Below are 26,806 nucleotides of genomic sequence, written 5' to 3' on the forward strand. Positions count from 1 at the left end.
ATAAACTGTGAATGAGCGAACTTATTGTCTATAAAGCCTCTGCCGGTTCTGGGAAAACATTCACCCTGGCCACTGAGTATATCAAGTTGCTAATACAAAACCCGCGTGCCTACCGCCAGATATTGGCAGTGACTTTCACCAATAAAGCTACTGCCGAAATGAAGGAACGTATTCTCAGTCAGCTATATGGAATACATATAGCTGACCCGGACTCGGATGCGTACCTAAAACGCATCATCGCTGAGACAGGCCGTTCGGAAGATGAAATACGAAAAACAGCTGGCATAGCTTTGAGCTACATGCTCCATGATTACAGCCGGTTTCGTGTCGAAACCATCGATTCCTTTTTCCAATCCGTCATGCGTAATCTGGCCCGCGAACTTGAGCTGAGTCCCAACCTGAATATCGAGCTGAATAATATTGAAGTATTAAGTGATGCCGTAGACAGTATGATTGAAAAATTGGGCCCTAATTCACCGGTATTGGCATGGCTACTTGACTACATAAACGAACGCATTGCTGATGACAAACGCTGGAATGTTTCGGATGAGATTAAAAATTTCGGACGCAATATTTTTGATGAAGGGTATATTGAAAAAGGTGACGGTCTCCGTCAACGTCTTCGCGACCCGAATGTAATCCGCGAGTATCGCAAGACATTAAAAGAGATGGAAACAGCCGCTCTTGAACAAATGAAAGATTTCGCTCAGCAGTTTGAAAATGTACTTTCCAGCCAATCGCTAAAGCCAACTGATTTAAAAAACGGTGCTAAAGGGATAGGAAGCTACTTTAATAAGCTCAGGAATGGCATATTGGGGGACGAAATAGCGAATGCAACCGTAGTAAAATGTCTGGAGGACGAAACAAACTGGGCTGCCAAAACTTCCAGATACTATACTGACATTATCGTATTAGCCTCCTCCATCTTAATGCCGCTTCTGCAAGATGCTGAGCAACATCGCTCACGCAATAACCGGATTGTAAACAGTTGCCGGCTCTCAATGCAACATTTAAACAAAGTACAACTATTGGCTAATATTGATGAAGAGGTACGTCAACTAAATCGTGAAAACAATCGCTTTCTCCTTTCAGACACCAATGCTCTGCTCCATCAACTGGTAAAAGACGGAGACTCTTCTTTTGTGTTTGAGAAAATCGGAACAAACATCCGTAATGTGATGATTGACGAATTTCAGGATACCAGCCGGATGCAATGGGATAACTTTAAACTGTTGCTTCTTGAAGGCCTCTCACAAGGAGCGGACAGCTTGATCGTTGGTGACGTCAAGCAATCTATATATCGCTGGCGAAACGGTGATTGGGGCATCCTGAACGGATTGAACAAACGCCTTGGATACTTTTCCATCCGTACAGAAACACTGAAGACCAACCGACGAAGTGAAACCAACATCATACGGTTCAACAACAGTATCTTTACGGCTGCTGTAGATTATCTGAACGAAATACACAATAAGCAATTGGGAAGCATTTGTGAGCCTTTAATTAATGCATATGCTGATGTAGAGCAAGAATCCCCCCGGAACGAACAAAAAGGATACGTTAAAGTCGAGTTTCTCGAATCAGATGAAAAACACGATTATACCGAACAAACCCTTATCAGCCTCGGAACGGAAGTAGAACATCTGATACAATCGGGTATAAAGCTGAACGATATCGCCATTTTGGTAAGAAAGAATAAAAGTATCCCCCGCATTGCCGATTACTTTGACAAACAACTGCATTATAAGGTTGTGTCTGACGAAGCCTTCCGGCTTGACGCTTCACTTGCCATCTGCATGATGCTGGATGCCCTGCGCTATCTTTCCGATCCGGAAAATCGGATTGTAAAAGCTCAACTTGCAACTAACTATCAGTTACAAGTACTTCATACCGAAAACAATCTTAATTCACTGCTCTTCCATAAGGCTGAAGAACTATTGCCTTCTGTTTTTCTGGAAAGGATGACAGAACTCCGTCTGATGCCTCTCTACGAACTACTGGAAGAACTTTTCAACCTCTTTGAGTTGCACCGCATCGAGAAGCAGGATGCTTATTTATTTGCTTTCTTTGATGCAGTGACCGATTATCTTCAAAGCCACTCTTCAGATCCGGACAGCTTTATCCGATACTGGGACGAAACTTTATCTGGTAAAACAATACCAAGTGGTGAAGTAGAAGGCATACGTATCTTCTCCATCCATAAGTCCAAAGGGTTGGAATTTCATACAGTACTTCTCCCCTTCTGCGACTGGAAAATGGAAAACGAAACAAATAATCAACTCGTTTGGTGCATACCCCAAGAGTCTCCTTTCAACGAGTTAGATATTGTACCGGTAAACTATTCTTCTGCGATGGCAGAATCGGTATACCGGAATGACTACTTGCACGAGCGCTTGCAACTTTGGGTAGACAACCTGAACCTGCTCTATGTAGCATTTACCCGTGCGGGCAAGAACCTGATTATCTGGAGTCGGAAAGGACAAAGAAACACAATGGCTGAGTTATTGGCCGGAGCATTACCGCAAGCAGCCTGTAAGTTGGAGCAGGAATGGGACGAGGAGCAAGTATATGAGTTCGGTGACCTCTGCCCGTCCGAAGATGAAAAAATGGTCGATTCAGGCAACAAGCTTACACGCAAACCCGAGAAACTTCCGGTTAGCATGGAATCCATGCATCCGGATATTGAGTTCCGGCAATCAAACCGTTCAGCCGATTTCATAAAAGGACTTTCCGAAAAAGAATCGGATGACCGCTTCATAAATCATGGACAATTATTGCATACACTGTTTTCTGCCATTGAAACGAAAGAAGATATAGAATCTGCCATCCAAAAACTGGTATTCGAAGGTGTTATCGGCAGCAAAGAGACAGAAGAGGAAATACGTACTTTGACCATGAAAGCCTTCTCTCTGCCTGAAGTACAGGAATGGTATTCCGGCGAGTGGAAATTGTTTAACGAATGCGCCATCATCTACAAAGATAAAGGAGTATTGCAAACCAGGCGCCCTGACCGAGTGATGATGAAAGACGGGCAAGTCGTCGTAGTGGATTTTAAGTTTGGTAAAGAAAATAAGAAGTACAACAAACAGGTGAAAGGATACATGCAACTCCTCTCCCGAATGGGATATAAAAACATCACAGGCTATCTGTGGTATGTGGAAGAAGAAATAATTGAAAAAGTATGAAAACATTTCTCCAATTGGTCGCACAGGACCTCTATAGCAAGATAGGGAACGATCTGTCACGTACAGCTATCGTTTTCCCAAATAAACGTGCCAGCCTGTTCTTTAACGAGCATTTAGCCAACCAATCCGATCAACCACTTTGGTCACCTGCTTATGTGAGCATCAGCGAACTGTTCCAACAGCTTTCAGTCTTGAAGTTAGGAGATCCGATTCGTCTGGTATGTGAACTCTACAAGGTATTCCATGAAGAAACGAAAAGCGAAGAATCACTTGACGATTTCTACTTCTGGGGTGAGCTACTGATAAGCGACTTCGATGACGTGGACAAAAATATGGTTGATGCCGACAAGCTATTTACCAATCTTCAGGACCTGAAAAACGTCATGGACGATTACAACTTTCTCGACGAAGAGCAAGAACAAGCGATCCAACAGTTTTTCCTGAATTTCTCTATTGAAAAGCGAACACTGTTAAAGGAGAAATTTATCTCACTTTGGGATAAATTGGGTAATATATATCGTCAGTACCGAAGGAATCTGGAAGAATCAGGACTTGCATATGAAGGTATGCTCTACCGGAACGTCATTGAACACCTTGAGCCTGAATCATTGAAGTACGATCGTTACGTATTTGTCGGCTTCAATGTACTGAACAAAGTAGAGACCCACTTCTTCCGGCAATTGCAGAGTACGGGAAAGGCCCTGTTCTATTGGGACTACGATGTATTTTATACTCAACTTCCTTCACAACACAAACAACGCCACGAAGCCGGAGAATTTATAAATCGTAATCTCAAACTGTTCCCCAACGAGCTTCCGGCCGAATTGTTTGATGAATTGAGAAAACCCAAGAAGGTCCGTTTTATCTCTTCACCCACCGAAAATGCTCAGGCCCGTTATCTGCCCGAATGGATCAGGGAGAACCTGAGTAGTGAAGAAAAAGAAAATGCTGTCGTTCTATGTAATGAAGCCTTACTCCTTCCTGTCTTGCATTCCATCCCGGAAGAAGTAAGGAACGTTAATATCACCATGGGATTTCCACTGGCACAAACGCCGGTATATAGCTTTATCAATGCCATACTCGAACTGCAAACCAGCGGATACCGTACAGAATCAGGAAGATACACTTATGAGGCCGTACAAACTATATTAAAACATCCGTATACCCGTCGTCTTTCGGACAATGCCGAACCATTGCAACGGGAACTCACTAAAACCAACCGCTTTTATCCTTTTCCTTCCGAATTAAAGAAAGACAGGTTTCTGGATTTATTATTCACTCCCCGTAATGGCATTCGGGAGCTCTGTATTTACATAACGGAATTACTGAAAGAGGTATCTATTCTATACCGTCATGAGCAGGAGAATGATGATATTTTCAACCAACTGTACCGTGAATCTCTTTTTAAGAGTTTCACTCTGGTAAACAGGTTACTCAACTTGATTGACAACGGTGAATTGCAAGTGCGTATAGATACTCTGAAACGCCTGCTGAACAAAATATTAAATGCCGCCAATATCCCCTTCCATGGTGAACCGGCCATAGGAATGCAGATAATGGGAGTTTTGGAAACACGCAATCTTGATTTTCGTAATCTGCTCCTCCTCTCGCTTAATGAAGGACAGTTACCTAAATCGGGAGGCGAATCATCGTTTATTCCATATAACCTACGTAAGGCTTTCGGCATGACTACCATTGAACACAAGAATGCAGTTTATGCCTATTATTTCTATCGCCTGATTCAGCGGGCAGAAAATATCACCCTGATGTATAACACTTCATCGGATGGACTAAACCGGGGAGAATGGTCACGCTTTATGCTACAGTTTCTGATCGAATGGCCACATGAAATCAGCCGTGAATATCTGGAAGCAGGCCAATCACCACAAAACAGCCGGGACATCCGTATCACAAAAACACCGGAAATCATTGATCGTTTATACCAGACCTACGATTTCTCACATAACGCCGATGCCTTGATGCTTTCTCCATCGGCACTGAATACATATCTCGACTGTCGACTGAAGTTTTATTTCCGTTACGTGGCACGTCTCAAGGCCCCCGATGAAGTCAGTGCAGAGATTGATTCCGCTCTGTTCGGAACTATCTTCCACCGTTCGGCTCAATTAGCCTATCTGGACCTGACAGCCCACAAACAAGAAATACACAAAGAAGATATTGAACGTTTGTTGCGCGATAATGTCCGTCTGCAAAATTATGTCGATACAGCTTTCAAAGAAGAATTTTTTCACGTTCCTCTTGACGAAAAGCCCGAGTATAACGGAGTACAGTTAATAAACTCAAAGGTTATCACTTCCTATCTCCGCCAGTTGTTACGTAACGATCTGCAATATGCTCCTTTCCGAATGATAGGTATGGAACAGAAAGTAACGGAAGATATCCAGATAGAAGGCCCCAAAGGAATGTTATCATTAAAGATCGGAGGTACGATTGACCGTATGGACAGTAAAGAAGGTACACTTCGGATTGTGGACTACAAAACCGGAGGAAGCCCCAAAGTGCCGGCGAATGTGGAGCAACTATTCACACCTGCCGAAGGGCGTCCCAACTATATTTTTCAAACCTTCCTTTATGCCGCCATCATGGCACGCCAACAAACATTAAAGGTGGCTCCTTCTCTATTATATATCCATCGGGCAGCTTCCGAAAGCTACTCTCCTGTAATTGAAATGGGAGAAGCACGCAAACCCAAACTACCTGTCGATGATTTTTCTGTTTATGAAAAAGAGTTCCGCGAACGACTATTGGCACTACTTGAGGAAATATACAACGACCAAGAGGAGTTCACCCAAACCGAGGATCTAAAGAAATGCGAATATTGCGATTTTAAAGCTATGTGTAAACGATAAAAAGCTCCCACTGGTATAATCACACGAATGAATCAGACAAAATAAAATGGTGCAGACTTATTTTTAGAAATATAGTCTGCACCATTTTTATCTACTTGAATAGTCTGATTCTCAAACGATCCACCCAAACTGCTGAAGCCTTATTTTTTCAGTGGAATAGAAAAATAGAAAGTTGAGCCTTCACCCTTAACAGAAGTAAACCACAACTTACCTCCATTCTTCACTACGAAATCCTGGCACAACAGCAAACCAAGTCCCGAACCTTCTTCATTATTAGTCCCGAAAGTACTGAAGTGTGTATCGGTGTGCAATAGTTTCTTCTGACTTTCTTCATCAATACCACATCCGCTATCCTTCACACTAACGATTGACATTCCATCCATATCTTCTAGTTTTATAAGGATCTCAGAACCTTCATTACTGAATTTGATAGCATTGCTTATTAAATTGCGTATAACTGTTTTTATCATATCAATATCAGCATATACAGCCTGATGTTCCGGTGCTTCAATACGCAAATGAATATTCTTCAAACCGGCCACCATTGAGAAGATCTCTCCAACCCCCTCCACAACTTCAACCATGTCAATATCCTGATATACAACTTTAAGTTTACCTATCTGACTTTTTGTCCACTTCAACAAGTTGTCCAACAGAGAAAATACATCTTCAGTAGTCTGATTAGCCATGGTCAGCAGTTCGTACATGTCTTCACCTATTCTTTCTTTGGGCAAACTCAAGATCAGCATATTAAGTACCATCTTAATAGATCCCATAGGCGAACGAAGATCATGAGCTATAACCGAATAGAGCTTATCACGCCCGATAATAGTCTTTTTAAGCTCCTCCGTTTTAGCTTCAATAATACGTTTGGCTGCTACTAAAGAAATTTGGTGTGTGACACGGATAATCAACTCTTCCTTATTAAAAGGTTTAGATATAAAGTCATTACCACCTACCTGAAAACCTTTCACTATATCAGCAGTGCTATTCAGTGCTGTCAAAAAGATAATTGGAATATGAGCTGCTTCGGGATCAGCCTTTAATTTCTGAGAGACTTCAAAACCGCTCATGTCCGGCATCATCACATCCAACAATATCAAATCCGGATTTTCTTTTTTCACTTGATCCAGTGCCTGGGTTCCATTACTGGCTGTCACTATGCTAAACTTCTCATTGGTCAACAATACTTTCAGCAAAAGGACATTTGACATTACATCGTCTACAATGAGAATTTTATATTCCGAGGGATTAATTTCCATATTCATCTTTATGTAGCTTTAATCTTGAGTTCTTATTTTATTATAACGTGTACTTCTTTTTAAAATAATCAATCATACGATCCAGACCTTCATCCAACAAAATTGTAGGCTGCCATCCCAGCTTTTCCTGTGCCAAACTAATATCAGGCTTACGCTGTTGAGGATCGTCATGAGGCAAAGGTTTGAAAGTTATCTTTGACTTCGACCCGGTTTTCCGGATAATCATCTCTGCCAACTGAAGCATGGAAAATTCATTGGGATTACCAAGATTTATAGGTCCCGTAAAATCATCATCCGTATTCATCATCCGAATCATACCTTCGACCAAGTCATCTATATACTGAAAGCTACGGGTTTGCTCACCGGTCCCATAGATAGTTATATCATCGTTCTTCAACGCCTGAATGACGAAATTAGAAACCACTCTCCCATCATGGGGCAGCATCCGTGGACCGTATGTATTGAAAATACGAACAATTTTAATACGTACGTTATTCTGGCGGTGATAATCCATAAAAAGGGTCTCAGAGCAGCGTTTCCCTTCATCATAACAAGAACGGATACCTATCGGATTGACATTTCCCCAATAAGATTCCGGTTGCGGATGTACCTCCGGATCACCATAAACTTCACTGGTCGAAGCCTGCAGAATTTTAGCATTAAGCCTTCTGGCTAATCCTAACATATTGATAGCTCCCATCACCGATGTTTTAATGGTCTGAATAGCGTCGTACTGATAATGTATGGGAGAAGCCGGACAGGCAAGATTGTATATTTCGTCTACTTCAGCACTATATGGGAATGTTATATCATGACGTACCACTTCAAAATGGTGATTATCCATTAAATGGATAATATTTTCTTTTGATCCGGTAAAAAAATTATCCAGACAAATGACGTCGTGTCCCTCGTTGATTAGCCGAGTACAGAGATGTGAGCCAATAAACCCGGCACCTCCGCTAACTAAGATTCTTTTCATGTAATTATTTTATAATGACAGAGGGCAAACGTGCGCCCTCTATCATTTAGATCTGCACAAATGTAAACGATTTGATTAAAATATGCAAGTTTTCCGAACACATATTTTTAATAAAAAGCCGCCAATTCTAAAAATTCATTTATACTCCGAACGTGCTGCGCCAGCTTTCAAATTCCGCTTTTTTTTCTTCCGGAATGCTGATTTCCATTTCATCTGCTCGACCCGTCTGTACCAATGTGTGTTCAACAAACTTCTCAATCATGGCATTACTCAGCATAACACACTTCAGTACAATCTCATATGCATGATAAATACGATCAAAAGCATTGAACTGCGAATACAAAAAACAAAGATGACGCGCCGAATTATCGTGTGCACTCCAACAATCTCCTTCCTTATACAAAAAAATACGGCTTTTATTGTCTATTTCTCTAAATAATACTTTTTCTAAATCCATAATAATCATTTTTAGGGGTTTAACATAAAAACGGAACTTCCGACTCGGTGTATACAAAGCTACACCAGGATCAGAAGATATTCGTGACCGATAGAATGTTTCTGTTTCAGAAATGCTTTCTCTCTATCTACATTAAGCAGTATCAACTCACTTATTATGCAAATAGAGGCTGCAAATGAAAAAATAGTTGCGAATACCGAAACAAGCCAGGGTGCAAATATGTTAAACAAAGAAACAAAGGCTATGATAATAAACGAATTAAATACAGGCTTAATAGAAGCCGCAAAAGAAAAAGTTCCGGCCGGAGCCAATCTGGCAAATACATTGATGGATATCTTATATATAGGTAAAGAGGCTATCTATCGCCGCCTGCGTGGAGAAGTACCATTTACACTGGCAGAAGCTGCTGTCATTTCAAGAAAATTAGGAATATCGCTCGACAAAATGATTGGTGTGAGTTTCAGCAATAACGCAGTATTCGATCTTAATGTAGTACACCATAGTAACACATTCGAGACTTACCATGACATCCTCACAAGATATGTCAATGCATTCGACAGTATCCGTGAAGACCCTACAACAGAAATGGCAACGTCATCGAATATTTTGCCTCAGGCACTATATCTCAAGCATGATATTCTTTCGAAATTCCGTTTGTTTAAGTGGATGTATCAGAACGAAAATATCAGATGTAAACACTTTGACGAACTGGAGATTCCACACAAAATATATGATGCCCAAAAAGACTTCGTCAACATGACACAGCAGATGAGAACTACAGATTACATCTGGGATAATACCGTTTTTGAACATGTTGTGAGAGACATACAGTTCTTCTCGGAAATCCATCTGATATCTGAAGAAGATAAAGAAATGATAAAAGATGATTTACTACTTCTGACGGAAGAATTGGAGGAACTCGCCGGGAAAGGTAAATACGAAACCGGCAATGATGTACGCATCTATATTTCGAATATTAAGTTCGACGCCACTTACAGTTATGTGGCAACCAGCAACAGTCACATCAGCATGATACGTATATATTCTATCAATGCCATTACTACCCAGGATGACGGCATGTTCCGCAGTTTGAAAGAATGGGTGCAGTCACTCAAGAAATTCTCAACACAAATATCCGAAAGCGGAGAGATGCAACGTATACGCTTCTTTAAAGAACAGCGTGAAATAATAAACACCCTGTAACTTTCTTAAAACGAAAAACGAAACAATTGGGGAGAATAGTGACAATTATCGAAAACAGGTGGCATTGCCATCTGTTTTTTTTCATTCCCAACCTGTCTTTCCGACAATTATTTCCCAATCAGAAATACCCTCTTTTTTCCACACATGATATGCCACACAAAAGTTCGGGTTACTTACTCTATATTTGTATATGCCACAAGCTATTACAATTATTACAATATTATTAATCAATAACCCAAATGGCAGTTATGAAAAATTATATCGTTAACGAGCTTATTGCAGCAATGAAAGAACGGATTCCCCGGGGAATAAATCTGGCTAACTATCTGACAGATGCGCTATGCATGGGAAAAGAAGCTGTATACCGAAGATTACGGGGAGAAGTAGCCTTCACTTTCGACGAGGTTGCACTGGTTTCATGTAAACTGGGGATATCAATCGACCAGATTATTGGGAACCACCAGTCAAACCGGGTGACTTTCGACCTGAACTTGCTGCATTCACCCGATCCCCTGGAGAGTTATTATGAAATTATAGAGCGTTATCTTCGCATCTTCAATTATGTAAAGGACGACAGTAGTACGAAGATATATACGGCTTCCAATGTGATCCCTTTTACTCTTTATTCTTCGTATGAATACCTATCGAAGTTCCGTTTATGCAGATGGATTTATCAGAACGGGAAAATACGTACTCCTAACAACTTGTCGGGTATGCAAATACCCGTCAAAGCGGTAAATGCCCACAAGTTATTGAGTGAAGCAGTTAAGGCGTGCAGAAAGACTTGTTTCATATGGGATAGTAACGTATTCTACTCGTTCGTGAAAGAAATGAAATACTTTGCCGGATTAAATCTGATCTCGGAAACAGACCTGATGCATTTAAAAAACGAACTGGTACTGTTGCTGCATGAATTGGAACAAATATCCGCAAAAGGAGAATTCGGTAACGGAAACAAAGTGGCCATTTACTTATCGAATATCGACTTTGAGGCAACCTATAGCTATATAGAAAAGAAAGATTTCCAGATCAGTCTCCTCCGGGTATATTCCATTAATTCGATGGATTCTCAGAGCCCACGAATTTGCGGGATACAAAAAGATTGGATACAATCGTTAAAAAGACACTCTACACTGATCTCAGAGAGCGGAGAGGCACAAAGAATCAGCTTTCTTGAACAGCAAAAAAGTTTTATCGACACATTATAAGCTTACCCGACGAAGATATGCATAAAAAAGATGGCTACGCCCTTTAGTATATAGGGTGTAGCCATCCCGACGTTTGGGTGTAGCCATCCGCCCCAGATGGCTACACCCTCCCACCTAAACTCCATCGACCTCTTGTTTCCGAATCAACCAACCGTTGATCTGCACATCCACACTAATATAGTTTCCATTGCTATCCATGCCCTTAAAGAACAAAATGATACCATGCTTATCAGCACGATCCAGATATTCCTGCAGAGGTAAATCAGAATATTGCTGAAGCCTCAACGCGTTGAGATACTTATTCAGAGAGATGTCAAGAATCACATTGCCCGATGGCTTATGTGTAATAACCAATCTGTTTTCTTTGTCAGTCATCAGTCGCAATGTGTTCAGTTCGGCTATAGCTCCGGTTTCAGAATCGTTTTCGGTATGGTAAGTAGTATATTCTACTTTCTCGTCCGTTTCATCTCCCAAAAGCCCGTTTTCATGATCGTACCTTCCATTGGGTGAAACGATCCGAAAATCATAATCATCCACATCAATGTTGCTATCATCAAGCATTTGCATGATAATGCGAAATTTTTTCGTATTTTTCAGCAACGAGACAGTAGTGACATCATTATTATATTGCGGAGACACTTCTGCCTGCTTGCCATGCCATAGCAGATGGAGTTCCCTATCGACCACTCCCCCACCACTCCGGGTTTTCAAGTTATTGACGCTGACCTCCAGATCCGCCAGTGTAGATACTCCGGGAGTGAGTGCAACCTTATCATACGACTCGCCGTACAATCCGGACCAAGCAACAAAAATATACTTCTTGCCTGCCATGGATTGAGGTAAAGTCATCAGATAATCCGGTGCAAAAGCACCGGATTTTTCTTCAAGTTCTGTCACAAATACGCCTTTTTCATCGAATACATACAAGTTCATCTTGGTTGCCTGCTTATGAAACAGGTCTATGTATTCCAGGTTGTAGTCGTATACAAAGCGGACATAAGAGTTGCAATCTTCATCCATCCCGTCTCTGACGCAGGAAGCACATAGCAGAAGGCAGCAACATGCAACCTGTATGTATCCGATAAATCTGTTCATAGCTACTTCAGTTTAGTTTAAATAAGAAAGAATTTATAAAAGTTCCTCTACATTCTGATTACGGATATACCACCGCATAATGTTGACATCTGCCGAGATCCAAGAGGTATCTTCATCATCCGGATCTGTTCCCGGAGGATTGATCACCGGCTGTCCCGGACCAATAATCTTATTGATGCTAAGTTGGTAAACGTTATTACGCACTACGCCATAACGTCCATATCCCATCAGTACGGGTACCATATTATTGGAGAAATGGCGAATCAGGACAGTATAATAGCACACTCCTTCATAGTAGAAATTAAGGCCACCCACCGAAAATGAAGCCGTAGGCGAGTTAAACGCATTCGGATTCCATGCCAGTACATCGTTGATAGCCTGTTCCAATCCGGCGTCACGCAATTCCTGAGGAATCAGGTTCCTGTCATTCACCATGTCTCTCATGGCTTCTACTCTGATAGCATTACCTTTGAAATAGTAGAAGCTGATGCCACCACTGTTACGAGTTGCCACCGATCCAAAGCCATTCGGTGTATAAGTACCACTGATCACTACGCGGGTAGTAACGTCATGGCGCTGTTCAACAGCTTCCATTGTATTTTCCAGAGTATAATCATAATCATCAAAATCCTTCGTCAACTCCGGAGTTCCGGACAGGTATTCAAATTGCCCGGCAGGATTTCCACCATTCCATGCACTGAATCCGGTAAAGTTCGGGTCCTCGGCATATCGTTCTTCCCTATATCCGCTATTGAGCTGTTCCATTTCGCCCGGCACACCACCCGAATTAGCGATAAAAGTCATTTTACGCATCCAATAAGTATACTGGTTGGTTACATCCAGCCCCCATTTCAAATTATCAATCCGGTCTCCGTGCGGCACTACTTCAGGCACCCCACTAACAACCACTTTTGCTACTGCACGCTCTACTTCTACCCTCACCGGATTTTCCTCAGCCATCCGCTGATTATCCTTCAGCTCTACTTCAGGAACAAAAATAAGATCCTGATGGTTGGTCATATAAAAGTTATTGTCTGCGGCAATACCATAAGGCTGTATCAACGACTCTTTTGTCATGTTGGCAGCACGTGATAAATAACTTCTGGGATTTCCTTGTTCGGTTATTTCCAGTAATTCGCCGGGAGGATTGATCAGAATAAGCAATTCATAGTCCTGCTTCACCACTTCACGCCCCACCGTCACAAAACGGCTCACTGTAGGAGTAGCCGAAGGCACGTCTTCTCCTCTGACTACATCTCCTCCGGTAAATTCATTCACTCCATCAGTAGATACATTCAGATCCCAAGAGTATCGCACCGTATTATTCTTGGTTTCATACAGCACCATGCGTACATGATTTACCACCTGTTCTTCTGTACGTCCCGAGGTTGTCGGGTCGACTGCCACCCGGGTACCGGCCAACGAACCGGTAGATAAGCGCATGGAGAGAAACGCTTTCTCCGTTGGTTCCGGCACTTCTTTACCGGGACTGCCGCCAGGGTCAAAATTCTCTTCATCGCTACAAGATGCCATCATCATCATTCCGGCTCCGATTACGAGGCCGAACATTAGTTTTTTCCATTCTACTTTCATAGTTCTACAATTGTTTAATTAATAAATACATTTATTGGTCACTCCTGGGTTTTTAGCCAAGCCGCTAACTGCCCCATATTGTATACTGCCGTTTGTATACCGGCATTTATTGCTTTCTCCAGATATTCTCCTCCTTTCTCATATTCCTGTTTCATCAGGTAGGCCACTCCTAAATTATTCCACGCTTCGGGCATATCCAGCTTTTGCAGACGAATAATAGCAGCATCTACAGCACCCTTCTCCAATTCGAGTGCCGCCGTATTAAGCTGTGCTATCGGATCATCGGGATAAATACGAGCAGCTATGTCGAACACTTCTTTAAACTCCTTGCTATCCTTGGGATAGGTATCGGCTACAAGAAACATCTCATTCAGACTGAGATACCGGGGTTTTGTTTTAATCAGTTCTTTTGCTTCATCTACATTGAAAGCACGTGCCACATAGGCAATAGTGTATTCGTTACGACGCAAAGGCGGATAATAGTCTTGCAATAGCATTCGGTAGGTAACGCCCCCATTCAAAGCCTGCAACCGATTCTTTCGCCGGGTAATATCAGTCTCCCCATCGATAAGAGCGAGTATAACCTCTTTATCATTCAGGCGAGAAGCTGCGACTTCATTACGCAGACCTGTCCAGTCTTCTCCCTTCCAATCAACGGTTAACAAAGACCTGTCAACTCCCCCACGATTCCGCAAATAACCGACCAACGCCAATGCCCGATTTTCCGACAACTTCATGTTACGATTGTAATTGCCCTCAGGTGATGCATAGCCTGTAACCTTAAATTCCGTTACAGTCAGGTTGGAGTCATTATGTATCTCATGGACAATCCGATCTACTTCACCAAGTACATTGGCATTATTCTTATAATTGCGTAACAAAACGTGTTTATCTACTTCGAAATTCAGACGGGCCGTATACGTCTCGCTACGTTGCTTCAACGGTTCCACCGGTGGAGTTACATAGCTCAATTCATACCGGGGCGTAAACACTTCGTCAAATACCGATGTCATGACAATATGCTCATCCCGCCCGACAGCACAATCGGCACAACCGGTCACTTTTTCATGGAAAACAAATCTTGACTGCCGCATCCATTCATCATATGGTAACCTGAGATGGATATTCACCATCTGGGGCATTCCGTTTTTCCGTTTTTCGACAAGCATAGGAAGCGTATCAAAATCAGCAGAGCCAAAAGCCAAAGCTCGTTTCAGGGCCCGATATCGCTTGGGTCCGGCAATCACTACAGGAGCAAACTGTTTCTGTTCCCCGCCTCCGGCAGATTGCAGAATCGGTGTAAGTACAACCATTTGCTGACTACCCAACTTCACGGTTTCCAAATCAAGGGATACATCCAGATTCAACTCCCCTCCCTTCCGGACTACATGATGCTGTCCAAAAACGATATGACCTTGATAAGTATTTTGCGCTTGAATGCCCATGCTATAAAGGACAAAACCCAATATCAGAAAATAAAACCTTTTCATATCTTTCATTTTAAAAAAATTCAACTTAGCGAATAAAATAGACTAAAGAGACAGCTACTTTAGTAGGACCTACATAATTTTTATGTCCACTCTTTATTTTAGGGCTACAGTTCACACAACGATATTTATCGTATACCCAATGAGCATATCCCACTCCGACCGAGGCTTCCAGGCTCCAACGCTTACTCAGCACCCACTGATGTCCCACACTGACGCCTCCTCCATAGAAATACCCTTCATAACGATGATCTTTGAGTGAAGGAAACATCTTAAAAGGCAAATGGATACCGGCCACGCTAAATTCACCCCCATGCAGGTGTAATCCCCAAAAGGTTCCATTGAAACGTTCGCAGGTCCAGTAACGAAATTCCGGCTGTACCAGCCAATGCTTGAAACGCTTGTTCCCCCCCAACGTAAACGGATTGTAACCGCCATACAGGTCGAGTGTGGTTTTCTTGCCCAGCCCTATCTCCAATGCCAGATTCGGTGTAGTGGTAGCATCATACAGAAGGTTGTTTTTCAGAGCGACATGCTGTGCACTTATGGCTACTGAAATCGATATTGCGGCTCCAAACAGAATTAGCTTTTTCATACTCGTTTCTTCTATTATATATACTGACTAAAAAACTTGCTCAAAATGAACATGACAAATATCGCGGAATTGTATCATTCCGGGAATTGTATTCATTTCTCTTATAGAAGAAAAAAGAATAATAAAAATTCTAATAATGAGGCTTTAATGAAATGAAGTTGCTAAATGTAAAAAAGGGAGGGGAAAGTTCTGCGTAGTTTCGCTTTCCGCAAATAAAACAGCAGTATGTTGCGATCCGGGCAAAAAGAAGGGGCAAAAAAACAGGCATAGATTCTACACAGAATATGCCCGCCAACGATGGGATATATACTTGTAAAATCTATGCCTGAAAGACTAATTTAACGGGCAGGCTTCTTATCGACATTTCCTGGCTGGTCCTCTTCAGGAATACTAAAGTCGCGGTTGGCAAACAGATCAGCCAGACCCGATATTTGCTTTAAGCGCAACAACTCATCCCGATCCATACCAATATTCTTCATTATCCATTGGTCGGACATGCCTGCTTTATCCAGTTCGGCAACAATGTGACACATCAATTCTATATTGTGTGTACCCCGGGCACGATTATGGCGGATAGTGGAACTCATACGATTGGAAAGATCTTTGTCGATCACCACTACAGGCAACATCCCATTTTCTCTCTGAAAGATACGTTTGGAGGTCTTCAGCACAGAATAACGATGGAAACCATCGACAAGGATATAAATATCCTTCTCCTTATCATAATAACAAACGCAAGGCATAGTGAACCCATCCTCCCAGATAGAAAGTTCAAGGAGCTTCATTTCCGGAGGAGCCACTATATTGGGATTGTAATCATTGGCCTGTACTTTTTCAACCGGAACCGCAATTACATTATATACCGGACTTTTCTTTATACTCATTGCAATATGTTTTTATATTGTTCGATTACTTGATTTCGTTTACTCATCTCCTCTTTCGTCGGAGAGAATCCCATATACTTGCAAGCATGATCATTTTTCAAGATACAGATACACATACGCTTGTAAGTGGGAATTTCCCTGAATTCCGGAATATCGACATCATCCTGATATTCCATACGAACCGGTTTCTTGTTCGTTTTATAGTTGGAGCTATCCATAACGATAATAGGCACTTTTGCCGCATTCAGTCTACGAATTGTTTCGTCACTCAGACATCCTCCTTTTGTACGCCAAAACTGAACGCTGACCTGCAACTTACGAAGATATCCGTTTCGGGTTCGATCGGGTAAAGTGGAAAGCAGGAAATACATAAATTCCCGCCAGGTATATCCTTCCGGAAGTTTGATGGACTGCCATCCCATCGCATGAGTTCCTCCATACATACTCGTAAAATTGACCCCATTGACACGGCCTATCATTTTCCCCCATGTATTCGGATCAATAGCACGATAAAGTGCCAGGCTCTCTTGCGCCTCACCTATGAACGGACTGGCTACACGCTGACGCTCCAGATTAACTCCTGCCCAGTAATAATAATCATATAGTTTATTGTAATCCCACTTAAATTTCCCGTTAGCTGTCCATACATCCGTTGTCTTCCAGTCATATATAGGGTACGCATTAAAGATATCGTTTCCCACCTTTGAGGTCCATCGATAGCGATGATACATCTGATATTTACGATTGAGATAGATACAACGCCAACGATTGAAACTTTCTTGTGTACGGATACCAATCAGGCAACAAGTACGCACGGCATCCTTTTTAGTATGCAGCCAAGAGGCAAAACGCATCTGGAACTCATAGTCCCACATCTGTATATTATAAAAAGGAAAGTCTTCCTTCGTCATGGCATTCTCAGGCATCGGACGTACCCACAATTCCTTTTTGCTGTCCTCCCACGGACGCCAGAAAGACTGATACATGGATGTACAGGTTGCTACCCGGAACGGTACACAGACACGATATACTTCCAGAATATCCTTATTGTCCTCCAACATACGGGCAATGTAATCAATTGTCATTTTATATTGTATCTCATAATCCATATGGAAAACCCCGAGTTTTATTTTCAGGTTATTCTTACGGATATAATCAATACATAAACTCAATAACACCCCGCTGTCTTTACCCCCCGAAAAGGAAAGATAGACATTATCAAACTCATTGAAAATGATACGCAAACGTTCCTGCGCTAACTCATATACATTTTTAGGGGTAGTTGCTGTTTTAATCATCATTCATCTTTTTGCATTTTTACATAACGTTTCCATGCCTTCTCTACTATAAACCCATGTTTTTCAAACACTGCCTGATGCTCGACCATGACAACGGCACACAACCGTACTTCCGAGCCGATTGCCTCCAAGGTGGTGGTAATTAATAAAGAGAGTGTTTCACGGTTATCATCACAGACATAATAGTTATTGATAACACAACCGCTTCTCCTCCGCTCCACCGGCATGAAGCCAACAACAGACTTTTTATCTACAGCAATGAACCACACATAGTGTTCAGTCGTTTTAAAAGGATAATTATTATTTGCACTCAAAACATCCGGATTCATCACTAACGGAGCTATAAGTTGGTATAAGCGTTTTTCTGTTCCTTGCACTTGTATTGTTTGTATCATGGTATCAAAGCCCTTTTGGTATATAATCTATGCAAATGACAAAAATAGATAAAAAATGAAAGCAAAATGCAGATATAACTATAAAAAACCAAAAAGAAAAAAGATGGCACGATTATAAAACATTGTGTCTTTTTAATATAAAACTTCCCGCTTTCCTTTTTTGTTCTTATATAATTATTAAAATAAGAAATAGCTTGACTATGAAATTATTACATATAAAACGACACACCACTTGCCTCAATTATGTATCTGATTACAACATATGCTTTATTCACCAAAGACTCTTTTCAGGAGGCGATTTTAAAGTAGATAATCATCATCACTCGTGCATTTTATTTCTTTTAAAAGGAGAACTCCTGACATCTTGCAGTGAGTTCCACAATCAACAAGTTGCTGAAGGAAACATGATTCTCTTTCCCCAAAACGACCCGAATAAAAGCAAGAGCATGACAGAGACAGAATTTGTATTGCTATTCTTTGACAACCAGATAAATCTTTATAATAAGACGTCTATCGAATCGCTTACCATTCACTCTGAATACGAAAATACTTATTTCTACTCCTTACCTATCTATCCCCCATTGCGACATGTGTTGGATAGTATTTGCTACTATCTAAAACAGAAGGTTCAGTGTAGCCATATACACGAATTAAAACAAAAAGAGGTATTCATGGCATTCGGAACATTCTACAACCAGACAGAAATGGCACATTTCCTGATGCCTATCATAGGACGAGATCTAAACTTCAAGAGTTTCGTACTCGCAAATTACAGACAAGTACGAAACATCAAACAGTTTGCACAACTATATCATTGCTCCGAACGTTCTTTCAACCGTAAATTTAAAAGTTGTTTTCATGATACTCCCTATAATTGGATTCTCACCCAAAAAACACGCCACATCAAAGGGCAATTAGCTAATCGCGATATACCCATCAGTGAGATAGCCCGAACTTTTCACTTTGCCTCACCCTCACATTTCACCACCTATTGCAAAAAAAAGCTTGGAATCACTCCAAGTGAATTCAGAGAAAAAATTGCAGAATAAGAAGTCCTGACCCGAAAAATGGAAAAAATAGAATTTGTATTGCGACGGGAACAAAATAACAGAAATGGCATTTATCTGAACTACGTCAACGGCTACTGGTATACTTATGAATGGTCGGCTTTCTTGTTATGTATGCTCTTCCCGGAAATCGAAGTAAGAAAACTCTTTGGAGTGCAGCCTGAAGAGAGTTACGCCATAGCACGAGTAAAAAAAACAATTATAAAAAAGCTTGAAAAGAAATATCCGACATCCGTGATGGATGACTCCATCAAAATTTTGCTTCCTCCTTTCAACGAAGATGAAAATATCTTCCTGAATTGGAAAGCATTACTCCCTCCATAAAATCGATTATCACAGCGTCTCACTAAGAAAGGCACTGCAGAACAGTACATTGGATATTCAAATATTAGGGGAAAATTCTTATTTTATAGTTAGTCCCCCCCTTATAAATCATTTATCGATATTTAATACGGTTGTATGTTTAATTTCACTCAAAACAAATGAGCTCTGCATTTTAATGATACCGTGTACCTTAGTCAGTTTCTCAAAAACAAATTGATTATAAGCATCCAAATCTTTTAAAACTACTTTAATGAAGAAGTCGTAAATACCACCGGTAGAATAACATTCCATAATTTCATCTATATTCTTTATCTCTTCTTGAAAACGTTTAATATGTTCGTCATCATGAACTGCCAGAGAGACATTACAAAAGACAATTAACGGCAGTCCTATCTTCTTATTATCTACCAAAGCAACATACCCTTTTATATAGCCATCATTTTCCAGCCGTTTGATGCGTTCGTATATCGGAGTTTTGGAAATATGAAGCTTCTCTGAAAGCTCCTTAGTGTTTACCTTAGCGTCTTTCTGTAATACCTGAAGTATTTCAATGTCGGTTTTGTCTAATTGCCCCATAGTCTTTTTTCCTATTTTAAATGGTTTAAGTTCTCCTTTTCAGGAAAATAGAATAGAAAAACAAGCAAATATAGGAATAATATCGTATTTTAAACCGACATATAGGAAAATAATCCATTATAGATAACTTTGCAAACACAAAAGCAATATAAATATATGGAAACAAAGAATCTTTCAAGTGCCACACACAAATGTGTTTTAGTGATTGATAACGCCCAACCTACGGGCATAGTAGCTAACATTGCCAGTGTCTTGTCCATGACACTTGGGTGTAAAGTCAATAACATTGTGAGTCATGATGTATACGATAAACAAGGCGAAAAACATTTAGGCATAACCCAACTCCCAATTCCTATACTTGGAGCTTCGCAAGAAAAGATAAAAGAAATCCGTAAGCTCTTCAATTCTTTAAAAATAGAAGAGCTGGTATTAGTCGATTTTTCTACTATTGCTCAACAATCTAAAACTTATGATGAATACGAACGGGAAATGTATAGTGCCAATGAAGCAGACCTGCACTACATTGGCATTGGAATTTGTGCCGAGAAGAAAATTATAAATAAAGTAACCGGCTGTTTAAGCCTGATCAGATAAAATGTATAAAAGTAAGAATATACTATACCCTATTATCTCTTTACTGACGGTTGTTATACAGGGTACCATTTTTGTCTCTGCCAAAGTATTAATCAATGAAAGATTACCACTGGTAGAGATTCTATTATGCCGTTTTATTTTAGCTTATTCATGTATATGGATAATATCACACGGAAAACTTTGGGCTAATTGCCCGAAGGATGAATTACTTCTTTTCCTTGCAGGATTATGCGGAGGTTCTCTGTATTTTATTGCAGAGAACACAGTTTTGGGAATAACACCGGCTTCCAATGTATGCCCGGAACATTGCAACACAACAGAAAGAATCAGAATCATTTGAAAAAAACACAATAGTCCAAACTATTTGGCATATTCTACTATGCCATAAAAAACAATCGTTATATTTGCTTACCAAACAGGCATCCAATTTGGATATACGTTCGTTGGTCGATGTTGAAACATTCGAAGGAATATTGAATTTTCAATACAAGTTAAATCTTAAAACATTATATAAAGATTACATAAAAGCTATTGAATATTATCTAAACCATGACGAATTCCTGAATAAATAAAAGTTGAACTTATGAGAAAGAGATTGTATTCACTTGTCGTACCATTGATATTGGTAGCATGTAGTCAAAAAGTTGAATTGGGTAGTACCGGAATGTATCCGAACTATCAAGTTGGTGAAGTGGTTAGTCTTATTCCGGTAGACTCCCTGACTTATGGAGATGTGATCGCATATTATTCATATATACCCGGCTTTCAGGAGAGGGCATTTAAACGAATTGTCGGACTGCCTGGTGACACTATCCGTTTTCAGGATCAGCAATGTATCATTAACGGCAAGAAGTGCGAATGGGAATTTATACGAAAGCTTTTCTATGAAGATGATGAATGTGAAGAGTATTGCGAACGTCTGCCCAACGGCATAAAGGTAAACATCTGTAAAAGCGTTGTACCCATAGATTCGACAACGGCTACCACGTCTGCGATTGTTGTTCCGGCGGGCAGCTACTTCGTTGCAGGGGATTACAGAAGTGGCTCAATTGACAGCCGTTCGCAAGGATGCATAGCTGCGGATTCAATTATCGGTAAAAGTGCAAAAAGAAAATGAACATCTGAGGATATCCCCGATTTATCATACCACAAAACAATGAATAGCAAGAACTTCAAATAGGTTAAAGTTGATATCACTTAAGCGCAACGAATTTTTTGTATACCTAAAGCCCATTGTTCAACGATACAGATGAACTAAAAACTACGTTCCCCGAAAGGAACGTAGCGGATATATACAGATCCTATTGAAACATGGAACATTTACTATTTCGCTTCTCTTCCGCTTTGATCCGGGTTTCGCTCTATATAGTATTTGATTCTTTCGGACCAGGGTTTATCTTCAAGTGGAAACACATTAGAGCGTTCCGCCCATTTATTCCACTTAGCCTCCAGCTTTTTCACTTCTTTCGGATATTGAGCGGACAGATCTTTTGTTTCAAATGGATCCGTCTTTAAATCAATTAGTTCCCATGGTTCATTCCGGCTGCCACGTACCAGTTTCCAATGATCGGAAATAATAGCGCAGGAACTTTGGTGTTCAAAGTATAATTCTCTGGGCTTTATTTTTTTCCCATTGATTGAAGGAAGTAAGCTTTTACCTGGCAAATTATCTTTGAAATCCGAAGGGTAAGTGGCTGTGGCAAGATCTATACAAGTAGGCAGTATATCAATAATATGAGCCGGTTGTCTGCAAATCTGACCTCTCATCTTATTTTTTTCAGCATCTCCATAGGATAAGATAAAAGGTGTACTTGTACCTCCCTGAAAACATTGTGACTTATAACTTCTATAAGGGGTGTTACTCAAGTCAGCCATAAGCTGTCCCAAATATCCGCCTTCTTTTGTTGCGCCATTATCACTTAAAAAGATAAATACGGTATTATCCAGCATCCCTTTTTGCCTGATTGTTTCCACCAATTCACCAATTCCGCTATCCACGATTTCAATCATAGCAGCATAAGTAGCCATATCGGTAATCCATTGTTCCTGTTGTTTTCGTGTGAGTGTTTCCCAAGAAGGACGTTTTCCACCAAACTCTTTTTGGAAGACGGGATAATCCATTTCGTCCGGAATAAACTTCAACTTCTTTAATCTGTCGAAACGCTGCTTGCGCAGCACGTCATATCCCACCTTATACCGATTTATGCAAGGAGAGTCTTGGTTCTTGATTTTTCTCGTTTGCAAATGCAGCAGAAACAATATTTACCCCATACTCAATCTCTTTCCGGGTAATTAGCAGAAGAGGGACTTCTGATTCTGCCAAGTTTCTACCAATGAAGAATGATATTGTTTTTTGTTCTTCTTTTGGCATATTGTCTATCACCAGAGGAAGTCTTTTCATAAAAAGATTTATGGTATGGGTTATGTGTTCCTTTGTAGGAAAGTGAAAGATTCCTCATCTTTTTTATTCAATCCTAATCATATTACCCAAATTATAATTAAATTTGTCTGAAACCTTAAAGACATACATCCATGGAGCTAACCCATTATATACCAGTTAATACCACAGAAAAATAGATTTGATAATCAAAGAACTTTTGGAAGAGAATCTACTAAACAATAAAGTTTTCCAATTAAGAATCATGAATATGATTAATAAATATAAGATACAACTCTATTTCCTTGAACAACTGACTGAACTAAGGAAAATTAAACAGGTCACGCAAAAGAAAAAGGAAGCAGTATGCCAAGAGGAAAAGGAACTAATACGCCAATGGAATTTTTTGCTTCCCAATCCAAACGATTCTTATAGCCGAAAGAAATTCAAGAATATAGCTGGAATGACTATCGGAGACATTGCCAAAGCATATAATGTAAAAGTAAACGATATATTGGAACTCATCAAAACAAAAAATCCGTATACAAATTCATGTTTATCCACTTCCAAGTTGGAAATAAGAGATTTATTTATCAATAGATCTTACTTTAAAGGAATAATTTCCAATTATTTATCATTCAAAGCACAATGCAAAATACAGAATAACAGTTTTAAAGGTTCTTCTTCAAATTTGGTGGTAAGGGAAGTGTAAGCCCTCGTTTATAGTTGACAAAAAAGCAAGTATCCCGATTTCCCCCGAAGAGTCTATCCATGAGGTGAAGAAGCGAATTTTAGAATAAACCATCTGAAAATCAATATCTTTAAAAAGTAAAATTTCTATCTTCAAAAGCTTTGTTTTAACACAGAGTTAAAGCTTGTTCTTTGGATGTGAATAACAAGTTCTTTAAATGCAAAAGCCTTATTATTTGCGCATAAGAACCTGACAAACTGCAAAAGGCGTTAACAATGTTAATTGAAGAAAGGGATAAGGATGAAGATACCGGTTCAGACGGCGCAAATTCACTTCCGAAACTTGAGTTATCTTATTCAGCCGGTGTCTATTTTTTCTTATTAAAGCAAGCAAAAAGGACAATTATCAACTTGAAAATAAAGAAATAAAGAATTTACCACCAAATTTGGAGAAGAACCGTTTTAAAGGAAAGAAACACATGGGAATTTATGAACGTAAAGTTGATATGGTAGAACCATTAAAAGCTGTCCTTATCTCCACTCCTATGGGAGGACTAAACAAAGGAAAAGGTAGAAGATAGATAGCTATGTCTTGGCATGTTACTCAAAAGAAAGGATTAGTCAACAAACTGAAGTGGAATGGGACACCAATAATACCAAAACAAGACAAAGAATGCATTGAATTGCAAGACTGTTCTGAACAAAACTCCATACAGTCTTTTTTGCTTATATGACATAAGGATCTCATCCTTTTACAAAATCACTTTACATGATAAATGATGGACTTAAGATAGAAAAACGTATTCATATAAGACGGAAGGTACAAAATTTAAAAAGTAATCAATATATAACATTCATTAGTTCAGTTAGTTAAAATACATGAATGTTACGCATGGATTGGTCGCACGGGTTACTAATAATCGGTCGCATATTATGCACACCATTTTTAAAAGTGTAGCAAAGGTAAGAACATAAAAAAAGCACTAATATATTGAATATCAGTGCTAAATATTTGTTCTCAATTCTCCTTTGCGGTGCGTACGGGACTCGAACCCGTGACCCCATGCGTGACAGGCATGTATTCTAACCAACTGAACTAACGCACCAGTATTTCATTTCTTAATCGCTATCTCTCTCGATTGCGGTTGCAAAGGTAGATATTTATTTTATATCTGCAATAGCTAAGAAAGATTTTTTTTCATCTTTCTTATTCATTTGTTGATTATAAGTAGATTATACCTATCTTTGTGACACAAATTATAAAGCAATAAAAAGAAACATGAAAGATACACCTATCAAACGGCATCTTATTGATGAAACTATCGAAGAATTTCAAATAGCCGACTTTTCAAAAGCAACCATCCGTGAAGTAAAAGCCATAGCAGCGAAAGCAGAAGCAACATCCGGAGTTGAATTTATAAAAATGGAAATGGGAGTACCAGGTCTTCCCCCCTCTTCTGTAGGAGTGAAGGCCGAAATAGAAGCACTGCAAAACGGAATAGCAAGTTTATATCCTGATATTAATGGATTGCCGGAACTAAAACTGGAAGCATCAAAATTCATAAAAGCATTTATCAATATAGATCTCAAACCGGAAGGTTGTGTACCTGTCACAGGATCTATGCAGGGTACTTTCGCATCTTTCCTGACTTGCAGTCAATGCGACGAAAAGAAAGATACAATTTTATTCATAGATCCCGGTTTTCCGGTACAAAAACAACAATTAGTTGTTATGGGGCAGAAATACGAAACATTTGATGTTTACGACTACCGAGGAGACAAATTAAAAGAGAAACTTGAAAGCTATCTGAAAAAAGGAAATATTTCAGCTATCATATATTCGAATCCCAATAATCCAAGCTGGATTTGTTTGAAAGACGAAGAGCTGAAGATTATCGGTGAATTAGCGACCCAATACGATGTGATTATCCTTGAAGACCTGGCATATTTTGCTATGGACTTCCGTCAAGATCTAAGCAATCCATATCATGCACCTTACCAACCTTCGGTAGCACACTACACAGACAACTATATTCTACTTATATCCGGTTCTAAAGCATTCAGTTATGCAGGACAACGTATCGGTGTCAGCTGTATCTCTGATAAATTATATCATCGCCATTATCCCGGATTCGACAAACGCTACGGAGGCGGTACTTTTGGTACTGTATTTATCCATCGTGTACTATATGCTCTCTCGTCAGGAACCAGTCATTCGGCACAATTCGCTATGGCAGCTATGCTGAAAGCAGCCAATGAAGGTAAATACAATTTCCTAAATGAAGTGAAGATATATGGTGAACGTGCCCGTAAGTTAAAAGAGATATTCTTACGCTACGGCTTCCATTTGGTATACGATAAAGATCTTGAAGATCCTGTTGCCGACGGTTTTTATTTCACCATTGGCTATCCGGGAATGACCGGTGGAGAGTTAGCTAAAGAATTGATGTACTATGGAGTGAGTGCAATTTCTTTAGTTACCACAGGAAGCCATCAACAGGGATTGCGTGCATGCACTTCTTTCATTAAAGAGCACCAATATACTCAGTTGGATGAAAGAATGAAATTATTTGCCGAGAACCATCCTATATCTTAAAAAGAGCACACTAAATCGAAAAAAAGAGGAATATTGTTTGTTCGTGTAAAATAAATCTTTAAATTAGGGGC

Annotated in this window: 23 protein-coding genes, 1 tRNA gene and 1 pseudogene; 11 read left to right on the forward strand and 14 right to left on the reverse strand. The window is 40.1% G+C overall.

Going from position 1 to position 26,806, the window contains the following annotated elements; translation table 11 throughout:
• Positions 1 to 11: 11 nt before the first annotated feature.
• Together KO473_RS00150 and KO473_RS00155 are read left to right on the forward strand one after the other, a co-directional pair.
• The gene (locus KO473_RS00150) at positions 12 to 3,185 is read left to right on the forward strand and encodes an exodeoxyribonuclease V subunit beta (RefSeq protein WP_122130807.1); all 3,174 of its coding nucleotides are present in this window, start codon (positions 12 to 14) and stop codon (positions 3,183 to 3,185) included.
• Positions 3,182 to 6,055 (forward strand): PD-(D/E)XK nuclease family protein, encoded by a 2,874-nt coding sequence (locus KO473_RS00155; protein ID WP_122130809.1) that lies wholly within the window; start codon positions 3,182 to 3,184, stop codon positions 6,053 to 6,055. Before KO473_RS00150 ends, KO473_RS00155 begins: the two co-directional genes overlap by 4 nt.
• Positions 6,056 to 6,195: 140 nt before the next feature.
• Here the strand turns inward: KO473_RS00155 and KO473_RS00160 are convergent, their stop codons facing one another.
• The 3 genes from KO473_RS00160 to KO473_RS00170 all read right to left on the reverse strand — a co-directional run bounded on the left by KO473_RS00160 (position 6,196) and on the right by KO473_RS00170 (position 8,753).
• Positions 6,196 to 7,323 carry a response regulator gene (locus KO473_RS00160; protein ID WP_005820074.1) on the reverse strand — a complete coding sequence of 376 codons (1,128 nt, stop codon included), beginning with the start codon at positions 7,321 to 7,323 and terminating at the stop codon, positions 6,196 to 6,198.
• A gap of 34 nt (positions 7,324 to 7,357) precedes the next feature.
• A complete protein-coding gene (locus KO473_RS00165) occupies positions 7,358 to 8,296 on the reverse strand; it encodes a UDP-glucuronic acid decarboxylase family protein (RefSeq protein ID WP_005777113.1) in 939 nt (312 codons plus the stop codon).
• Between the two features lie 139 nt (positions 8,297 to 8,435).
• Positions 8,436 to 8,753 (reverse strand): hypothetical protein, encoded by a 318-nt coding sequence (locus KO473_RS00170; RefSeq protein ID WP_005805595.1) that lies wholly within the window; start codon positions 8,751 to 8,753, stop codon positions 8,436 to 8,438.
• Positions 8,754 to 8,996: 243 nt separating this feature from the next.
• Here KO473_RS00170 and KO473_RS00175 point away from each other — a divergent pair, with 243 nt between their 5' ends.
• Both KO473_RS00175 and KO473_RS00180 read left to right on the forward strand, forming a co-directional pair.
• Positions 8,997 to 9,956, forward strand: coding sequence for a hypothetical protein (locus KO473_RS00175; RefSeq protein WP_032537476.1), 960 nt, complete (start codon positions 8,997 to 8,999; stop codon positions 9,954 to 9,956).
• Between the two features lie 248 nt (positions 9,957 to 10,204).
• Positions 10,205 to 11,164, forward strand: a complete 960-nt coding sequence (locus KO473_RS00180; RefSeq protein ID WP_032530214.1) for a hypothetical protein — start codon at positions 10,205 to 10,207, stop codon at positions 11,162 to 11,164.
• Positions 11,165 to 11,278: 114 nt separating this feature from the next.
• Here KO473_RS00180 and KO473_RS00185 read toward each other — a convergent pair whose 3' ends face one another.
• The 7 genes from KO473_RS00185 to KO473_RS00215 form a co-directional block, all read right to left on the reverse strand.
• Positions 11,279 to 12,259, reverse strand: coding sequence for a FimB/Mfa2 family fimbrial subunit (locus tag KO473_RS00185; RefSeq protein WP_005777106.1), 981 nt, complete (start codon positions 12,257 to 12,259; stop codon positions 11,279 to 11,281).
• Between the two features lie 33 nt (positions 12,260 to 12,292).
• Entirely contained in the window at positions 12,293 to 13,852 is a 1,560-nt protein-coding gene (locus KO473_RS00190; RefSeq protein WP_122130811.1) for an Mfa1 family fimbria major subunit, read from the reverse strand.
• 38 nt (positions 13,853 to 13,890) lie between these two features.
• A complete protein-coding gene (locus KO473_RS00195) occupies positions 13,891 to 15,342 on the reverse strand; it encodes a DUF3868 domain-containing protein (RefSeq protein ID WP_032541415.1) in 1,452 nt (483 codons plus the stop codon).
• 25 nt (positions 15,343 to 15,367) lie between these two features.
• The gene (locus tag KO473_RS00200; RefSeq protein WP_005777098.1) at positions 15,368 to 15,934 is read right to left on the reverse strand and encodes a DUF3575 domain-containing protein; all 567 of its coding nucleotides are present in this window, start codon (positions 15,932 to 15,934) and stop codon (positions 15,368 to 15,370) included.
• 338 nt (positions 15,935 to 16,272) lie between these two features.
• Positions 16,273 to 16,818: a ParB/RepB/Spo0J family partition protein gene (locus KO473_RS00205; RefSeq protein WP_005777096.1), complete on the reverse strand. Its 546-nt coding sequence runs from the start codon at positions 16,816 to 16,818 to the stop codon at positions 16,273 to 16,275.
• Entirely contained in the window at positions 16,815 to 18,119 is a 1,305-nt protein-coding gene (locus tag KO473_RS00210) for a DUF3440 domain-containing protein (protein ID WP_005820060.1), read from the reverse strand. The genes KO473_RS00205 and KO473_RS00210 overlap by 4 nt, the downstream gene beginning before the upstream one ends.
• A complete protein-coding gene (locus KO473_RS00215; RefSeq protein WP_005777091.1) occupies positions 18,116 to 18,511 on the reverse strand; it encodes a hypothetical protein in 396 nt (131 codons plus the stop codon). The genes KO473_RS00210 and KO473_RS00215 overlap by 4 nt, the downstream gene beginning before the upstream one ends.
• A gap of 200 nt (positions 18,512 to 18,711) precedes the next feature.
• Here KO473_RS00215 and KO473_RS00220 point away from each other — a divergent pair, with 200 nt between their 5' ends.
• Positions 18,712 to 19,560, forward strand: a complete 849-nt coding sequence (locus KO473_RS00220) for a helix-turn-helix transcriptional regulator (RefSeq protein ID WP_005805577.1) — start codon at positions 18,712 to 18,714, stop codon at positions 19,558 to 19,560.
• A gap of 18 nt (positions 19,561 to 19,578) precedes the next feature.
• On the forward strand, positions 19,579 to 19,902 hold the full coding sequence (locus KO473_RS00225) for a hypothetical protein (protein WP_005777089.1): 324 nt from the start codon (positions 19,579 to 19,581) through the stop codon (positions 19,900 to 19,902).
• 108 nt (positions 19,903 to 20,010) lie between these two features.
• On the opposite strand, the gene KO473_RS00230 is transcribed toward KO473_RS00225, so the two are convergent.
• The gene (locus KO473_RS00230) at positions 20,011 to 20,478 is read right to left on the reverse strand and encodes an Lrp/AsnC family transcriptional regulator (RefSeq protein WP_005777087.1); all 468 of its coding nucleotides are present in this window, start codon (positions 20,476 to 20,478) and stop codon (positions 20,011 to 20,013) included.
• 156 nt (positions 20,479 to 20,634) lie between these two features.
• On the opposite strand from KO473_RS00230, the gene KO473_RS00235 reads away from it, so the two are divergent.
• Complete coding sequence (locus KO473_RS00235; RefSeq protein WP_005805572.1) at positions 20,635 to 21,072, forward strand: DUF2000 domain-containing protein; 438 nt, start codon at positions 20,635 to 20,637, stop codon at positions 21,070 to 21,072.
• Between the two features lie 583 nt (positions 21,073 to 21,655).
• Positions 21,656 to 22,189 carry a signal peptidase I gene (gene lepB, locus KO473_RS00240; RefSeq protein WP_005805568.1) on the forward strand — a complete coding sequence of 178 codons (534 nt, stop codon included), beginning with the start codon at positions 21,656 to 21,658 and terminating at the stop codon, positions 22,187 to 22,189.
• Positions 22,190 to 22,395: 206 nt separating this feature from the next.
• Here the strand turns inward: lepB and KO473_RS00245 are convergent.
• Positions 22,396 to 23,283: pseudogene (locus KO473_RS00245) on the reverse strand (sulfatase-like hydrolase/transferase); the annotation flags it as partial.
• The gene (locus tag KO473_RS00250) at positions 23,264 to 23,473 is read right to left on the reverse strand and encodes a hypothetical protein (RefSeq protein WP_005820050.1); all 210 of its coding nucleotides are present in this window, start codon (positions 23,471 to 23,473) and stop codon (positions 23,264 to 23,266) included. The pseudogene KO473_RS00245 and the gene KO473_RS00250, both read right to left, overlap by 20 nt.
• A gap of 241 nt (positions 23,474 to 23,714) precedes the next feature.
• Between KO473_RS00250 and KO473_RS00255 the strand changes: the two genes are divergently transcribed.
• Together KO473_RS00255 and KO473_RS00260 are read left to right on the forward strand one after the other, a co-directional pair.
• On the forward strand, positions 23,715 to 24,161 hold the full coding sequence (locus tag KO473_RS00255; RefSeq protein ID WP_234060059.1) for a hypothetical protein: 447 nt from the start codon (positions 23,715 to 23,717) through the stop codon (positions 24,159 to 24,161).
• 254 nt (positions 24,162 to 24,415) lie between these two features.
• Positions 24,416 to 24,568: a hypothetical protein gene (locus KO473_RS00260; RefSeq protein ID WP_005820048.1), complete on the forward strand. Its 153-nt coding sequence runs from the start codon at positions 24,416 to 24,418 to the stop codon at positions 24,566 to 24,568.
• Positions 24,569 to 25,171: 603 nt separating this feature from the next.
• On the opposite strand, the gene KO473_RS00265 is transcribed toward KO473_RS00260, so the two are convergent.
• Positions 25,172 to 25,245: transfer RNA gene (locus tag KO473_RS00265), tRNA-Asp, on the reverse strand.
• Positions 25,246 to 25,418: 173 nt separating this feature from the next.
• Here KO473_RS00265 and KO473_RS00270 point away from each other — a divergent pair.
• Positions 25,419 to 26,735, forward strand: a complete 1,317-nt coding sequence (locus tag KO473_RS00270) for a pyridoxal phosphate-dependent aminotransferase (RefSeq protein ID WP_005805431.1) — start codon at positions 25,419 to 25,421, stop codon at positions 26,733 to 26,735.
• Positions 26,736 to 26,806: the final 71 nt, after the last annotated feature.

The organism is Bacteroides sp. HF-4919, from assembly GCF_018860125.1.

What these genes read in the sequence shown, in the direction of transcription:
- KO473_RS00150 (WP_122130807.1), top strand. Translation starts at nt 12, where the DNA reads ATGAGCGAACTTATTGTCTATAAAGCCTCTGCCGGTTCTGGGAAAACA.
- KO473_RS00270 (WP_005805431.1), top strand. Translation starts at nt 25,419, where the DNA reads ATGAAAGATACACCTATCAAACGGCATCTTATTGATGAAACTATCGAA.
- KO473_RS00215 (WP_005777091.1), bottom strand. Translation starts at nt 18,511, where the DNA reads ATGATACAAACAATACAAGTGCAAGGAACAGAAAAACGCTTATACCAA.
- KO473_RS00200 (WP_005777098.1), bottom strand. Translation starts at nt 15,934, where the DNA reads ATGAAAAAGCTAATTCTGTTTGGAGCCGCAATATCGATTTCAGTAGCC.
- KO473_RS00170 (WP_005805595.1), bottom strand. Translation starts at nt 8,753, where the DNA reads ATGGATTTAGAAAAAGTATTATTTAGAGAAATAGACAATAAAAGCCGT.
- KO473_RS00185 (WP_005777106.1), bottom strand. Translation starts at nt 12,259, where the DNA reads ATGAACAGATTTATCGGATACATACAGGTTGCATGTTGCTGCCTTCTG.
- KO473_RS00230 (WP_005777087.1), bottom strand. Translation starts at nt 20,478, where the DNA reads ATGGGGCAATTAGACAAAACCGACATTGAAATACTTCAGGTATTACAG.
- KO473_RS00160 (WP_005820074.1), bottom strand. Translation starts at nt 7,323, where the DNA reads ATGAATATGGAAATTAATCCCTCGGAATATAAAATTCTCATTGTAGAC.
- KO473_RS00195 (WP_032541415.1), bottom strand. Translation starts at nt 15,342, where the DNA reads ATGAAAAGGTTTTATTTTCTGATATTGGGTTTTGTCCTTTATAGCATG.
- KO473_RS00210 (WP_005820060.1), bottom strand. Translation starts at nt 18,119, where the DNA reads ATGATGATTAAAACAGCAACTACCCCTAAAAATGTATATGAGTTAGCG.
- KO473_RS00255 (WP_234060059.1), top strand. Translation starts at nt 23,715, where the DNA reads ATGAATATGATTAATAAATATAAGATACAACTCTATTTCCTTGAACAA.
- KO473_RS00205 (WP_005777096.1), bottom strand. Translation starts at nt 16,818, where the DNA reads ATGAGTATAAAGAAAAGTCCGGTATATAATGTAATTGCGGTTCCGGTT.
- KO473_RS00175 (WP_032537476.1), top strand. Translation starts at nt 8,997, where the DNA reads ATGATAATAAACGAATTAAATACAGGCTTAATAGAAGCCGCAAAAGAA.
- KO473_RS00155 (WP_122130809.1), top strand. Translation starts at nt 3,182, where the DNA reads ATGAAAACATTTCTCCAATTGGTCGCACAGGACCTCTATAGCAAGATA.
- KO473_RS00220 (WP_005805577.1), top strand. Translation starts at nt 18,712, where the DNA reads ATGAAATTATTACATATAAAACGACACACCACTTGCCTCAATTATGTA.
- KO473_RS00180 (WP_032530214.1), top strand. Translation starts at nt 10,205, where the DNA reads ATGAAAAATTATATCGTTAACGAGCTTATTGCAGCAATGAAAGAACGG.
- KO473_RS00165 (WP_005777113.1), bottom strand. Translation starts at nt 8,296, where the DNA reads ATGAAAAGAATCTTAGTTAGCGGAGGTGCCGGGTTTATTGGCTCACAT.
- KO473_RS00235 (WP_005805572.1), top strand. Translation starts at nt 20,635, where the DNA reads ATGGAAACAAAGAATCTTTCAAGTGCCACACACAAATGTGTTTTAGTG.
- KO473_RS00250 (WP_005820050.1), bottom strand. Translation starts at nt 23,473, where the DNA reads ATGAAAAGACTTCCTCTGGTGATAGACAATATGCCAAAAGAAGAACAA.
- KO473_RS00260 (WP_005820048.1), top strand. Translation starts at nt 24,416, where the DNA reads ATGTTAATTGAAGAAAGGGATAAGGATGAAGATACCGGTTCAGACGGC.
- KO473_RS00190 (WP_122130811.1), bottom strand. Translation starts at nt 13,852, where the DNA reads ATGAAAGTAGAATGGAAAAAACTAATGTTCGGCCTCGTAATCGGAGCC.
- KO473_RS00225 (WP_005777089.1), top strand. Translation starts at nt 19,579, where the DNA reads ATGGAAAAAATAGAATTTGTATTGCGACGGGAACAAAATAACAGAAAT.
- lepB (WP_005805568.1), top strand. Translation starts at nt 21,656, where the DNA reads ATGAGAAAGAGATTGTATTCACTTGTCGTACCATTGATATTGGTAGCA.